The 13,862-nt window shown below is 71.7% G+C and carries 14 protein-coding genes; 8 read left to right on the top strand and 6 right to left on the bottom strand.

Annotated elements, in window-relative coordinates; genetic code table 11:
• Position 1 precedes the first annotated feature (1 nt).
• The 7 genes from HTZ77_RS14670 (at position 2) to HTZ77_RS14640 (ending at position 5,528) form a co-directional block, all read left to right on the top strand.
• Positions 2-628: a VOC family protein gene (locus tag HTZ77_RS14670; protein WP_205302626.1), complete on the top strand. Its 627-nt coding sequence runs from the start codon at positions 2-4 to the stop codon at positions 626-628.
• 14 nt (positions 629-642) lie between these two features.
• Complete coding sequence (locus tag HTZ77_RS14665; RefSeq protein WP_175590099.1) at positions 643-1,176, top strand: OsmC family protein; 534 nt, start codon at positions 643-645, stop codon at positions 1,174-1,176.
• A gap of 183 nt (positions 1,177-1,359) precedes the next feature.
• Positions 1,360-1,989 carry a response regulator transcription factor gene (locus HTZ77_RS14660; RefSeq protein ID WP_235994666.1) on the top strand — a complete coding sequence of 210 codons (630 nt, stop codon included), beginning with the start codon at positions 1,360-1,362 and terminating at the stop codon, positions 1,987-1,989.
• 95 nt (positions 1,990-2,084) lie between these two features.
• Positions 2,085-2,489: an ATP-binding protein gene (locus tag HTZ77_RS14655; RefSeq protein ID WP_175590097.1), complete on the top strand. Its 405-nt coding sequence runs from the start codon at positions 2,085-2,087 to the stop codon at positions 2,487-2,489.
• Positions 2,490-2,513: 24 nt separating this feature from the next.
• Positions 2,514-3,971, top strand: a complete 1,458-nt coding sequence (locus HTZ77_RS14650; protein WP_175590096.1) for a PAS domain-containing sensor histidine kinase — start codon at positions 2,514-2,516, stop codon at positions 3,969-3,971.
• Positions 3,968-4,372 (top strand): response regulator, encoded by a 405-nt coding sequence (locus tag HTZ77_RS14645; protein WP_205302625.1) that lies wholly within the window; start codon positions 3,968-3,970, stop codon positions 4,370-4,372. The genes HTZ77_RS14650 and HTZ77_RS14645 overlap by 4 nt, the downstream gene beginning before the upstream one ends.
• A 202-nt stretch (positions 4,373-4,574) precedes the next feature.
• Complete coding sequence (locus HTZ77_RS14640; protein ID WP_175590095.1) at positions 4,575-5,528, top strand: TerC family protein; 954 nt, start codon at positions 4,575-4,577, stop codon at positions 5,526-5,528.
• On the opposite strand, the gene HTZ77_RS14635 is transcribed toward HTZ77_RS14640, so the two are convergent.
• Complete coding sequence (locus tag HTZ77_RS14635; RefSeq protein WP_235994665.1) at positions 5,506-6,231, bottom strand: sulfotransferase family protein; 726 nt, start codon at positions 6,229-6,231, stop codon at positions 5,506-5,508. The two genes, HTZ77_RS14640 and HTZ77_RS14635, sit on opposite strands and share 23 nt — an antisense overlap.
• Before the next feature lie 297 nt (positions 6,232-6,528).
• On the opposite strand from HTZ77_RS14635, the gene HTZ77_RS14630 reads away from it, so the two are divergent.
• Entirely contained in the window at positions 6,529-7,938 is a 1,410-nt protein-coding gene (locus HTZ77_RS14630) for a cellulase family glycosylhydrolase (protein WP_175590094.1), read from the top strand.
• 137 nt (positions 7,939-8,075) lie between these two features.
• Here the strand turns inward: HTZ77_RS14630 and HTZ77_RS14625 are convergent, their stop codons facing one another.
• From HTZ77_RS14625 to HTZ77_RS14605, 5 genes are all read right to left on the bottom strand, one after another.
• Positions 8,076-8,864: a PIG-L family deacetylase gene (locus HTZ77_RS14625; RefSeq protein WP_205302624.1), complete on the bottom strand. Its 789-nt coding sequence runs from the start codon at positions 8,862-8,864 to the stop codon at positions 8,076-8,078.
• 28 nt (positions 8,865-8,892) lie between these two features.
• Positions 8,893-9,243, bottom strand: coding sequence for an STAS domain-containing protein (locus tag HTZ77_RS14620; protein WP_175590093.1), 351 nt, complete (start codon positions 9,241-9,243; stop codon positions 8,893-8,895).
• Between the two features lie 193 nt (positions 9,244-9,436).
• Positions 9,437-11,173, bottom strand: coding sequence for a glycerol-3-phosphate dehydrogenase/oxidase (locus HTZ77_RS14615; protein ID WP_175590092.1), 1,737 nt, complete (start codon positions 11,171-11,173; stop codon positions 9,437-9,439).
• A 78-nt stretch (positions 11,174-11,251) separates the two neighbouring features.
• A complete protein-coding gene (gene glpK / locus HTZ77_RS14610) occupies positions 11,252-12,769 on the bottom strand; it encodes a glycerol kinase GlpK (RefSeq protein WP_175590091.1) in 1,518 nt (505 codons plus the stop codon).
• Between the two features lie 34 nt (positions 12,770-12,803).
• Positions 12,804-13,631, bottom strand: a complete 828-nt coding sequence (locus HTZ77_RS14605; protein WP_175590090.1) for an MIP/aquaporin family protein — start codon at positions 13,629-13,631, stop codon at positions 12,804-12,806.
• Positions 13,632-13,862: the final 231 nt, after the last annotated feature.

Here is a 13,862-nt window from a genome sequence, read left to right as displayed (position 1 = left end):
GATGACCCGTCTCGAACTGGACCACCTGGTCTACGCCGTGCCCGACCTGCTCGCCGGGGTCGAGGAGTTCGCCGGACGGACGGGCGTGCGGCCCGTCCCCGGCGGCAGCCACCCGGGCGGCACGGCCAACTACCTCGTCGGCTTCGGCCCCGGTGCGTACCTGGAGATCATCGGTCCCGACCCGGAGGCCGGCCCCGACGCGCGGCCCCGGGCGTTCGGGCTGGAGACGCTCACGACGCCCAGGCTGGCCGCCTGGGCGGTGCGGGGGAGCGACCTGGGGACGCGGGTACGGCGGGCGCGGGAGCGCGGCTACGACCCGGGGGAGGTGGCGCCGCTGTCCCGGATCCGGCCGGACGGCGTGCGGCTCGACTGGGTGCTCACCCGGCGGGCCGACCCGGCGGAGGTGCGCCTGGTGCCGTTCCTCATCGACTGGGGCCGGACGCCGCACCCGGCGGCCTCGGGTCTGCCGCGGCTCGGTCTGGCGTCGTTCGCCGCGTCCCATCCCGACCCGGAGTCCGTACGGAAGGACCTGGCGGCGGTGGAGGCCGAGCTGGAGGTCACCGAGGGGCCCGAGCCGGCGCTGCGCGCGCACCTCGACACCCCGCACGGCCCCGTCACCCTCTCCTAGGCAGGAATCCGGACATGACCACTCTGCGCGCATACCTGTCCCACAAGCGCGAGGCGCTGCTCGCCCGGCGCGCGGCCCCGTCGAGCGGACCCGTGCCGCTGCACGCCCACGTCACCGCCGAGGGCCGCAGCGGCGTGCGCCGCATCAGGATCAGGGACTTCCAGATCATCAGCGACAGCGGCCCCGACCTCGCGGGCTACGGCCTCGGCCCGGGCTCGCCCGAGCTGCAGGCGGGGGTGCTCGGGAGCTGTGTCACCCACATCTTCCTCATCAAGGCGGCGGAGCTGGAGATCCCGCTCGACTCGCTCGACGTGGACGTCCAGGCCCAGTACGACCCGCGCGCCCAGGCCCCGGACAGCCCGGAGGCCGAAGGCGTGCCCGTCCACCCGTACGACTTCCGCTACGAGGTGCGGCTGTCCTCGCCCGCCTCCGACGAGGACCTGGCGCGGCTGCACGCCGAGGTGGAGCGGGTCTGCCCCATCCTCAACCTGATCAGGAACCCCGTGGCCATCAGCGGCTGCCTCACCCGCCTGGAGGGGGTCGCCTGACGGAGGTGTGGACGCGCGTCCGGTTGTCACCGTCGTGACACCCGACGTGACTGGGAGGTGAGGGACGCGGGAGAATGGGCACGCCGGCATCGTCGTCCGCGCATCGTCGTCGTGAGGATTCCCGTGATGTCACCACCCCCCGGCGAGTCCCCGCCCGGAGAGCCTCCGCCCGAAGAGTCGCCGTTGATCCGGTTGCTGCTGGTCGAGGACCACGACATGGTGGCCGAGGCGCTCGGGCTGGCGCTCGACCGCACCCCTGACGTGGAGGTCCTGGCGCGCTCCGGGTCGATCGAGACGGCGGTGGCCGACACGGAGCGCCTCCAGCCGGACGTGGTGCTGCTGGACCGGCGGCTGCCGGACGGCGACGGGATCTCCGCGATCGGCCGGCTCACGACCGCCGCGCCGCGGACGCGGGTGCTGGTGCTGACCGGTGAGGGGACCTCGGCCTCGGCCACCCGGGTCGCCGAGGCGGGCGGGGCGGGTCTGGTGCTGAAGTCGGCGGCGCTGCACGAGCTGGAGTCGGCGGTCCGGCAGGTGGCCGCGGGCGGGGTGGTGTTCGCGCCGGACCTGCTGGCCGGGGTGCTCGACCGGCTCACCGGCCGGGCCAAGCCCGCGGGCGCCGAGCTGACCGCGCGGGAGATGGAGACGCTGCTCCTGCTGGCGGACGGGGCCAGCACGGCGCTGATCAGCGAACGGCTCGGCGTGGCGCACAACACCGCGCGCAACCACATCCAGCGGGTCCTGGAGAAGCTGGGCGCCGGGTCGAAGCTGGAGGCGGTGGCGATCGCCCGCCGGGAGGGGCTGGTCGACTGACGCCCATGCCGACTCATGAGACTGATGCACATGCACTAGACGGGATGAAGCCGGTGAGTCTCGCCGCGCGGCCGTATGCAGGCGAAACTGAGAGGATGGGCACTGAGGGTTCGGTGTATACGGTCGAGCACCACCTACCGGAGGAGCTCGACAGCATCACGCTGGCCCGTGACCTGACGCGGCAGGCGCTCACCGAGAGCGGCTACACGGGACCGTACGACGACGCGCTGCTCATCGTCTCCGAGCTCGTGACCAACGCGCTCGTCCACGGCGCGGGCGCGCCGGTGCTCCACCTGGTCGCCGGGCCCACCCGCGTGCGCATCGAGGTCCGCGACTCCAGCTCCCGGATGCCCGAGCCGCGCGAGCCGGGCCCGAGGAGCGGCTGGGGGCTCAACGTCATCGACCGGCTCTCCAGCCGCTGGGGCTCCCAGTCGCACGACGGCGGCAAGGTCGTCTGGTGCGAGCTGGCCGCGATTCCCGCCCCGAGTTGGGCCAACTGACAGCCGGACGTGCGAAGCTGCACTATGTCCGACGAGAGCCCCCGAGAGATCATCCAGGCCGACCACCAGCTGCTGGTGCAGGGTGTCGTCGATTACGCGATCTTCATGCTGGATCCGGAGGGCCGGGTCGTGAGCTGGAACGCGGGTGCGGAGCGCATCGAGGGCTACCGCGCGCAGGAGATCATCGGGCGGCATTTCTCGGTGTTCTATCCGCCGGAGGACGTGGCGTCGGGCAAGCCGGCTCGCGAGCTGGAGACGGTCGTGGCGGAGGGGCGGCTGGAGGACGAGGGGTGGCGGGTCCGCGCCGACGGCACGCGGTTCTGGGCCAATGTGGTCGTCACGGCCCTGCGTGACGACACGGGCCGGCTGCGTGGCTTCGGCAACGTGACCCGCGAGATGACCGAGCGGCGCGCCGCCGAGCGCACCCTGGGGGAGAGCGAGGAGCGCTTCCGGCTGCTCGTGCAGAGCGTCGTCGATTACGCGATCTTCATGCTGGATCCGGAGGGCCGGATCGCGAGCTGGAACGCGGGTGCGGAGCGCATCAAGGGCTACCGCGCGCAGGAGATCATCGGGCAGCATTTCTCGGTGTTCTATCCGCCGGAGGACGTGGCGTCGGGCAAGCCGGCTCGCGAGCTGGAGGTGGCCGTGGCGGAGGGGCGGCTGGAGGACGAGGGGTGGCGGGTCCGCGCCGACGGCACGCGGTTCTGGGCCAATGTGATCATCACCGCGCTGTTCGACGGGACCGGCCGGTTGCGCGGCTTCGGCAAGGTGACCCGCGACATGACCGAGCGGCGCACCGCCGAACGCGCCCTGGACGAGCGGAGCAGGCTGCTGACCCATCTGGTCCATGCCCAGGAGATGGAGCGGCGCCGCATCGCCTGGGACGTCCACGACGACACGATCCAGTCCATGGTGGCCGTCGGGATGCGCCTGCAACTGCTCGCCGACCGGCTGGAGGGGCCGAGCGCCTCGGCGGCCCGGCGGCTCAACGAGACCGTGTCCGCGGCGATCCGCCGGCTGCGCGATCTCACCTTCCGGCTCCGGCCGCCCGGCCTCGACCGCGACGGGCTGGTGGAGGGGCTGACCTCGTACCTGGACCAGGTGGTGACCGGCGCGGGGCTGGCGTACGAGCTGTGCCACGAGCTCGACCGGGAGCCGCCCTCCGAGACAGCGATCACGATATTTCGGATATGTCAGGAGGCGCTGACCAATGTCCGCAAGCATGCGCAGGCGAAGGCGGTGAACGTGTCCTTGTCGTCCAGCGGCCACGGTGTTCTGGTGCGGGTGGCCGACGACGGTGTCGGCGTCGGCGACCCGCTCGGCATCCTCGCGACGCCCGACCACTTCGGCCTCATCGAGATGCGCGAGCGCGCCGAGATGGCGGGCGGCTGGTGGAGCATCCGCGGCCGCCCGGGCGAGGGCACGACGGTGGAGTTCTGGGTGCCGGCTCTGGCCGCTGGCGGTGAGGGTGTCCGCGGGTGAACGCGCGGCACGACCGGGAAACCGTGAAGGAGCTGCTGACCGTCCTCATCGGTGACGACGAGCCGATGATCCGTGACGTGCTCAGCGAGGTGCTCCAGGCCGAGCCCGACCTCAGCGTGGTCGCCGTCGCCGGTGACGCCGAGGAGGCCATCGCCCTGGCCGAGCGCCACACGCCGCGCGTCGCCATCCTCGACGTCCGCATGCCCGGCGGTGGCGGCGCCCACGCCGCCCGCGTGATCCGCGACCGCTGCCCGGGCACCCGCGTCATGGCGTTCTCGGCCTACGGCGACGCCGGGTCCGTCGAGGAGATGCGGCGCGCCGGCGTCACCGAGTACCTCCTGAAGGGGCTGCCCAACACCGACATCGTGGCCGCCGTGCGCCGGGTCGCGGCGGGCCGCTGAGTCGCGGGCGTCCCCTTATGGGGGATTTTGATGATAGGGATCCCTTTCGTACCCTAGGGAGCGGAGGGGAGTACCCGAAACCGTCAGGGTCGTCAGTACGGCGAGCCCCGAGGCCCGCCCGGTCCTGACGCCGTCCCGCGCGCGAGCGCCGCGGGAGGGCGGGGAGACCTCCGGCCGACGATATCGGACCGGAGGTATCTCGTTGGACGTCCCCTTCTGGGCCTGGCCTGCCGTGCTGGGCGTGATCGCGGTGATGCTCGCGATCGACCTGTTCTCCCATCGGCGCGCGCACGCGGTCGGCGTGCGCGAGGCCGCCCTCTGGTCGGCGCTGTGGATCGCGCTCGGCCTGGGCTTCGGCGCCGTGGTCTGGTGGCTGTGGGGAGGCGAGCTCGCCGGGCAGTACTACGCCGGCTATCTCATCGAGAAGTCGCTGGCGGTCGACAACGTCTTCGTCTTCGCCATCATCTTCGGCTACTTCGCGGTCCCGGCGCGCTACCAGCACCGCGTGCTGTTCTTCGGGGTGCTGGGCGCGCTGGTGTTCCGCGGCGTGTTCATCGCCGCCGGCTCCGTGCTGATCGCGAGCTTCTCGTGGATCCTGTACGTGTTCGGCGCCTTCCTGGTGCTGACCGGGATCCGGATGGCCCGTCACCGCGACGAGAGCGTGGACCCGGGCAGCAGCAGGACACTGCGCCTGTTCCGCCGTCTGGTCCCCGTCACCGACGACTACCACGGCCAGCGGTTCCTGGTGCGCCAGGGCGGCCGCTGGGTGGCCACGCCGCTGCTCGCGGTGCTCGTGCTGGTCGAGGTCAGCGACATCGTGTTCGCGGTGGACTCGATCCCGGCCGTCTTCGCGGTCACCTCGGAGCCGTTCCTGGTCTTCACCTCCAACGCCTTCGCCATCCTCGGCCTGCGGGCGATGTACTTCATGCTCGCCGGCCTGATGCACCGCTTCACCTACCTCAAGCTGGGCCTGGCGCTGGTGCTGGTCTGGGTGGGCGTGAAGATGCTGCTCCTGGACGTCTACAAGATCCCGACGGCGCTCTCGCTGGGAGTGGTCGCCGCGATCCTCGTCACCGCGGTCACGGCGAGCCTGCTCCGCTCCCGTCGCCCGGACCAGGCCCAGGAGGACGCGGTCAGCGAGGCGGCGGAACGGTGAACGACTCACCCTGCAGCAGTCGCTCGAAGTTCTGCCGCATCGAGTCGGTGTCGTTCAGGCGGGGGAACGGCTCGGTGGGGGCCTCGACGCCGAGGAAGGCGCACAGCGGCCCCCACCCCTCGCGTACGTCGAAGACGAGCAGCCGCTCCGCCGGGATGCCGGCCTTGACGGCGGCCACGTGCCGCTCGAACGCCTCGACGGCCAGCTCCTCGCTGGGCACGCCGTGCCCGGAGCTCCAGTCGGGGCCGAAGTAGCACCGCCCGATCGCCTCCAGGGCCGGCCGCATCCGGACCATGCCCGCGAAGATCGCGCGGGCCTGCTCGGGCAGATCCTCCAGGGACCGGCCGTCGCGGGCCATCACGGAGGCGGCGGGCCCGGACATGAGCATGTTGATGCTGGGGTACCACGAGCGCGGGTCGCGCACGGTGAGCACCACCTTGGCGTCCGGATAGGTCTCGGCCAGCTCGCGCCAGTAGTGGCTGGCCGGCCAGTCGGTCGCCGAGCGGTATCCGGCGAACATCTTGTCCCACCCCTCCCGGCCGTGGACCTCGCCGGCGGTGGCCGCGAGCCACCGGTCCACGTGGTCGGGATGGGTCATCACCTCGAACATGTGGTAGCAGGGGCCGAATCCCAGCCGCTCCAGCGCGGCCTTCGTCGACAACGTCCCGGTACGCGGCAGGCCCGCCCCGATGACCTCCAGCATGTCGCTCCTCGTCGTCGCCGTTGACGTGACGATCTCCACCATAGGCTGACCGATGGTGTAATTCAACGGTTGGAGATTTTCGGTCGACCTGAAACTTTCAACCACCGGCGGCACCCCGCAAACCCCGCCGAACAGGACAAACGCCTCCCGCGCCGCCCGTCCCCAGGCAGCCGGGAGACCCGCGTTCCTACAGCTCGGACCGGCCCCGTTGATACCTTGCCCCGGATCGCGCGCACCCCCTCCGCAGCACGCCTGCGCGATCCCCCGCCGGCCCATCGGACGCGAAAGGCCACCACCGTGACGTTGCTCCCACGCCCGCTCCGCGGACGTGCCGCTCTCGCGATCGGCGCCGTCGCCGCGCTCACCCTCGGCGGCGTGGCGGTCAGCCCCGCCGTCACCGCCGCGGCCGCCACCGGCTGCGCCGTCACCTACACGGCCAGCACCTGGCAGGGCGGCTTCAGCGCCAACATCTCGATCAAGAACCTCGGTGACCCGGTCAACGGCTGGACGCTCGGCTTCACCTTCCCGGACTCCGGCCAGAAGGTCGTCCAGGGCTGGTCGGCGACGTACAGCCAGACGGGCGCCGCCGTGACCGCGCGCAGCATGAGCTACAACGGCGCGCTCGCCACCAACGCCTCGACCACGATCGGCTTCAACGGGAGCTGGACGGGCGCCAACCCGGCGCCGACCTCCTTCACCCTGAACGGCGTCACCTGCACCGGCTCCACGACCCCCGGCCCCACGCCCACCGTGACGCCGCCCACCAACGGCACCCCGGTGGGGATCAACGGGCAGCTCCGGGTCTGCGGCGTCAACCTCTGCAACCAGTACAACCGGCCCATCCAGTTACGCGGCATGAGCACGCACGGCCTGCAGTGGTTCGCCAAGTGCTACAACACCGCCTCCCTCGACGCGCTGGCGAACGACTGGAAGGCCGACCTGCTCCGGATCTCCATGTACGTCCAGGAGGACGGCTACGAGACCAACCCGCCGGCCTTCACCGCCCAGGTCAACAACCTCGTGGACATGGCCGAGGCGCGCGGCCTGTACGCGCTGATCGACTTCCACACGCTGACGCCCGGCGACCCGATGTACAACCTCGACCGGGCCAAGACCTTCTTCGCCGCCGTCGCGGCCCGCAACGCCGCCAAGAAGAACGTCGTCTACGAGATCGCCAACGAGCCCAACGGGGTGAGCTGGGCGACCATCAAGAGCTACGCCGAGCAGGTCATCCCCGTCATCCGCGCCAACGACCCCGACGCCGTCGTCCTGGTCGGCACCCGCGGCTGGTCGTCGCTCGGCGTCTCGGAGGGCGGCAACGAGAGCGAGGTCGTCAACAACCCGGTCAACGCCGCCAACATCATGTACACGTTCCACTTCTACGCCGCCTCCCACACCGACACCTACCGGGCGGCGCTCAGCAGGGCGGCCACGCGCATCCCGATGTTCGTCACGGAGTTCGGCACGGTCACCTACACCGGAGGCGGCACGGTGGACCTCGCCAGCACGACGACGTGGCTCAACCTGCTGGACCAGTACAAGATCAGCTACGCGAACTGGACCTACTCCGACGCCGACGAGAGCAGCGCCGCCTTCAGGCCCGGCACCTGCTCGGGCGGCACGTACACGGGGACGGCCGTGCTGACGCAGTCGGGCGCGTACATGCGCGACCGCATCCGCACCCCGGACAACTTCCCGACCGGCTGACCCCGCCCCAGACGACCGGGTCCGCGGTGCGGGAGGCGCGCCGCGGGCCCGGTCTCCACGCGCCCGAGGCGCACGCTTCCGGTCGGCGAAGAACGGGTCGGCCTGCGCCGCCGCGACCTGGGCCGACGGAGTCCCGGTCAGGCGGTGAGCGAGGTCTCGGCCGGGCCGGTGTGGCCGACGCGGCGGTACCACTCGGTGCCGAGGAGCTGGGCGCGCGCCTGCTCGGGCAGGGCGGTCAGCAGGGTCATCGACGCGCCCCGCTCCAGCTCCGACCGGTGCGCGTGCATGGCCGCCAGCTTGCGCTCGCCCCACCGCGCGATGTCGAGCGTCGTCGTGACCCGGTCGTCGGGCACGCCGGGCAGCGTCTGCCCCGGCTCGGGATCGGCGCCGAAGACCGCCCGCCAGTGCGACACCACCACCGACCGGGGGATGACCGACAGGTAGAGCGCCCGCGGCCACCAGGGCTCGCCCATGTCCGGATAGAGCTGGTCGTACCCGGCCGCCTCCACCGCCGCCAGGGTGACCCGGTGCACGTGGACGTGGTCGGGGTGCCCGTAGGAGCCGTACCCGTCGTAGGTCAGCACGACGTCGGGCCTGAACTCCCTGATGTGCCGCACCACCTGGCCCACGGCCTCGTCGAACGGCACGTCCAGGAAGCGCGGGGCGCCCGGCGCCGACTCGGGTTTGTGCGCGTCGGCGTAGCCCAGCAGCCGCGGCTTGCCCGCGCCCAGGATGTCCAGCGAGTGCTCCAGCTCGCCGGCCCGCACGGTGCCCTCCGCCCAGGTGCAGGTGACGACCGCGGTCCTGGCCCCCTCGGCGGAGCACCTGGCCAGCGTGCCGCCCGTCCAGATCGCCTCGTCGTCCGGATGGGCGTGGACGCCCAGCACCCCGAGTCCGGTCACGATGTCCTCCCGCAAGATCGGCAAGCGGCCATCGTAGCGATGGGGGGCGGGTTCAGCGCAGGGACGACCAGTGGCAGGCGTCCTCCAGCGAGCCGTAGGGCGGGAACTGGTCGACGAGCTGCGTGATGGTCAGCAGCCGGGCCAGCACGCCGCGCACACCGGCCAGGCGCAGGCCGCCGCCGCGGCTCTCTGCCCGGCGCTGGCTGTCGATGAGCTGCCACAACCCGCTGGAGTCGCAGAAGCGCAGCCCGGCCATGTCGAGGACGATCCGCGGCCGCTCCGCGGCCAGCGGCCCGGCCAGGGCCGTGGTCAGCAGATGTTTGGAGCTCATGTCCAGCTCACCGGTCAGGCGAACCACGTCGACGTCGCCGTGCCGCTCCATATCGATCACCAGGCGTGCCATGGCACTGCCTCTCCGTCGCCGAGTCGATGCCGTCGCCACCCATGACCAGCGGGAATGGTGTCCAGCTTATCCGCACACCTTCGCCTGGCTCCACGGCTTGCCGGAAACGGACACGGAGATCCTTCCTGGGTCGGGCGCGGCGGGCGTCCCGGGACCCTACCGCAGGCCCCGGGACGCCCACCGGCCCCGGCCGTCAGACGCCGACTGCCCGATCGTCGGCGCGAGGGCCCGCCTCCTGGAAGATCTCCGCGCGGGCCGCCACCGCCGACACGTCGTCGGGCTGCAGCTCCGCGGACATCTCCGCGTGCACCATGGTCCGGTAGCGCTCCGTCTCGCGCCGCACGTCCTCCTCGTCCCAGCCGAGCACCGGGGCGATGAGCGCGGCCACCTCGGCCGCCGCGGCCACGCCGCGGTCGCGCTCCTCGATGGAGATGCGGGTACGGCGCACCAGCACGTCCTCCAGGTGCAGCGCCCCCTCGTGCGTGGCCGCGTACAGCGCCTCCGCCCGGAGGTAGTCGGCCGCCCCGGTCAGCGGCTCCCCGAGGGACGGGTCCTCCTCGATCAGGCCGAGGACGTCCTCGACGGCCGAGCCGTAGCGCCCGAGCAGGCGCTCGACGCGGGCGACGTCCACCCCGGCGCGCGCGGCCAGCCGGGCGCGGCCGTTGCGCAGCGCCTCGAACCCCTCGGCCCCGAGCAGCGGCAGCCGGTCGGTGACCGAGCGCGGCACGGCCGTGCCCAGCTCGCGCGCGGCCACGTCCACGGCGTCCTTCGCCATGACGCGGTACGTCGTGTACTTGCCGCCGGCGATGACGACGAGCCCCGGCGCGGGCCGGGCGACGGTGTGCTCCCTGGACAGCTTGGCTGTGTCCGAGGCGTCACCGGCCAGGAGCGGGCGCAGGCCCGTGTAGACGCCGTCGATGTCCTCGTGGGTGAGGGGCGTGCTCAGCACCTTGTTGACCTGGTCGAGCAGGTAGTCGATGTCGGCCCGGCTGGCCACGGGGCGGCCCTTGTCGAGGTTCCAGTCCGTGTCGGTGGTGCCGATGATCCAGTGCCGGCCCCACGGGATGGTGAAGAGCACGCTCTTCTCCGTACGCAGGATCAGGCCAGTGTGCAGGGTGATCCGGTCGCGCGGGACCGTGATGTGGACCCCCTTGGACGCCCTGACCCGCAGGCCGCCCTTGTTGCCCGCCATCCGCGCGGTCTCGTCGGTCCAGACGCCGGTGGCGTTGATCACCTGGCGGGCGCGCACCACGATCTCGCGCTCGCCCTCCAGGTCCGCCACCCGGGCCCCGGTCACGCGGTCACCGTCGCGGACGAGCCCGGTCACGCGGGCCCTGGTCGCGACGGCCGCGCCGTACTGCGCGGCGGTGCGCGCCAGCGTCATCGCGAACCGCGCGTCGTCCACCTGGGCGTCGTGGTACTGGACGGCGCCGACGAGCGCGTCCGGGCTGAGCGAGGGCGCGGCGGCCAGCGCGCCACGCCGGCTCATGTGCCGGTGCCGCGGCAGGATCCGCCTGCCGTCGAGCATGTCGTACAGGGCGATGCCCGCGCCCACGTAGAACCGCTCCCACAGCCGGTGCCGGAGCGGGAACAGGAACGGCACCGGGCGCACCAGGTGGGGCGCGAGCCGGGTCAGCAACAGGCCGCGCTCCTTGAGGGCCTCCCTGACCAGCTTGAAGTCGAGCTGTTCGAGGTAGCGCAGACCGCCGTGGACGAGCTTGCTCGACCGGCTCGACGTGCCGGCGGCCCAGTCCTGCGCCTCCACCAGCGCGACCGACAGGCCGCGGGACACGGCGTCGAGCGCCGCGCCGGCGCCCACGACGCCGCCGCCCACGACCAGCACGTCGAACTCGTCGTCGCCCAGCCGCCGCAGCGTCTCCGCGCGGTACGCGGGTCCCAGCGGTACAGATGTCACAGTAGAGCTCCTCATCTCAAGAAAGTCAGGCGGGCCCTGGGCCGCGGTCCGCGCGAGGCCGTGCGCGGACCGCGGCCCGGGTGGTCGCGCGGCTCAGCCGACGTCGACCCAGTCGAGCGTGCGGGTGACGGCCTTCTTCCAGGTGGCGTAGCCGCCGTCGCGCTGCTCCTGCGACCAGGAGGGCTGCCAGCGGCGGTCCTCCTGCCAGTTCTGCTTGAGCTCGTCGGTGGACTTCCAGAAGCCCACGGCGAGCCCGGCGGCGTAGGCGGCGCCCAGCGCCGTCGTCTCCGCCACCACGGGCTTGGAGACCGGGACGCCGAGGACGTCGGCCTGGATCTGCATGCACAGGTCGTTGGCGGTGACGCCGCCGTCCACCCGCAGCACGTCGAGGGTGACCCCGGAGTCCTGGCGCATCGCCTCGACCACGTCGCGGCTCTGGTAGCAGATGGACTCCAGCGTGGCGCGGGCGATGTGCGCGTTGTTGTTGTAGCGCGACAGGCCGACGATCGCGCCGCGGGCGTCGGAGCGCCAGTACGGCGCGAACAGGCCGGAGAAGGCGGGCACGAAGAACACGCCGCCGTTGTCCTCGACCTGCCGGGCCAGCGACTCGCTCTGCTCCGCCCCCGAGATGATGCCGAGCTGGTCGCGCAGCCACTGCACGGCCGAGCCGGTCACCGCGATGGAGCCCTCCAGCGCGTACACCGGGGCCTCCGCGCCGAACTGGTAGCACACCGTGGTGAGCAGCCCGTTCTTCGAGCGGACCGGGGTGGTGCCGGTGTTGAGCAGCAGGAAGTTGCCCGTGCCGTAGGTGTTCTTGGCCTCGCCGACCTCGAAGCACACCTGGCCGACGGTGGCGGCCTGCTGGTCGCCGAGCACGCCGCCGAGCGTGACCCGCCCGCCCAGCGGGCCGTTCTCCCGGGTGTGCCCGTACGCCTCGGCGTGCGAGGACGGGACGATGGCCGGCAGCATCCGTCGCGGGATGCCGAAGAACGACAGCAGCTCGTCGTCCCAGTCCAGCTTCTCCAGGTCCATGAGCATGGTGCGGCTGGCGTTGGTGACGTCGGTGACGTGCCGGCCGCCGTCGGGGCCGCCGGTGAGGTTCCACAGCAGCCACGTGTCGGTGGTGCCGAAGATCGCCTCGCCGGCCTCGGCCGCCTCGCGCACGCCTTCGACGTTCTCCAGGATCCACTGGATCTTCCCGGCGGAGAAGTACGTCGCGGGCGGCAGTCCGGCCTTGGCGCGGATGACGTCGCCCCTGCCGTCGCGCTCCAGCGCCGAGGCGATCCGGTCCGTACGCGTGTCCTGCCAGACGATGGCGTTGTAGTACGGCCGGCCCGTGGTGCGGTTCCAGACCACGGAGGTCTCGCGCTGGTTGGTGATGCCGAGCGCGGCCAGGTCGGAGGCCACGAGATTCGCCTTGTTCAGCGTGGTCTCGATCACCGCCCGGGTGCGCTCCCAGATCTCCGTGGGGTTGTGCTCCACCCAGCCGGCGCGCGGCAGGATCTGCTCGTGCTCGAGCTGGTGGCGGGCGATCTCGTTGCCGCCGTGATCGAAGATCATGAAGCGGGTGCTCGTCGTTCCCTGGTCGACGGCGCCGACGAAGTCCGGCATGGAATCGTGCCTCCTCGGAAGGGGGGTGGGGTGGTCAGACGGTCTCGTAGGACTCTTTGGCCGGCACGCGGCCGGGCTCAGGCTCATCTTCGATCGGCAGGAACCGCCCCACCAGGACCTGGTAGAGGGCCGCGCCGATCAGGCCGCCGATGACGGGCGCCACGATCGGCACCCAGAAGTACAGCTGGCCGTACTGGTCCTGCCAGGCCGTGTGGTAGCCGGTGAGGAACGACGCCAGCCGGGGTCCGAAGTCGCGGGCCGGGTTGATGGCGTAGCCGGCGTTGGTGCCCCAGGCCATGCCGATGGCCACGACGAGCAGGCCGACGACGACCGGGGCCAGGTTGGCGAGGGGCGCGTTGTTGCGCACGTCGGTGATGGCGAGGATCAGGAACAGCAGGATCGCGGTGCCGATCACCTGGTCGCGGAAGGCGCCCCAGGTGTCCACCGGGAGGGTGCCGTTGCCGGGCAGCGTGGAGAAGACCCCCTGGGTCTTGATGGTGTGGCCGGGGTCGATCTTGGCGAGGACCTCGGCGTAGTTGAAGCGGACGATCAGCGCGGCCACGAACGCCCCCGCGGTCTGCGCCAGCGCGTACGGTCCGACCTTGCGCCAGGAGAAGCCCTTGAACGCGGCCATGGCGATGGTGACGGCCGGGTTGAGATGGGCGCCGGTGATCCGCGCCGCGACGTAGACGCCGAGCGTGACGCCGAGCCCCCAGGCCCACGCGATGCTGTCGTGATCGCCGATGCCGCCGGCGACCACCTGGGCCACCACGCCGACCCCGAACAGGATCAGGATCATCGTCCCCGCGAACTCGGCGGCCAACTCGCCGAGCATCCCACGGGCTTTCAGTCGCTCCGCCATGTCTTCCTCCTCACAGTGCCTCACCACGCTCCGGTCCTCGGGCGGGAACAGGTGTCGTCGCAGGCAGAACCTCCGGTGAAGCTTCGAGTGCTTCACGGCTGCTTGGAAGCTAAGTGAGGAAAACCACAGGGTCAACGACGGGGTGCCGACAATGTCGAACACTAGTCAGCTATGGCATCCGGGATTATGGTCTGAGCCTATGAACCGGCGCACACTCTGAGCGGTATGAGG

It is taken from the genome of Nonomuraea montanisoli (assembly GCF_013363975.1).
Lineage (GTDB): Bacteria > Actinomycetota > Actinomycetes > Streptosporangiales > Streptosporangiaceae > Nonomuraea > Nonomuraea montanisoli.
This window is presented reverse-complemented; position numbering and strand designations above follow the sequence as displayed.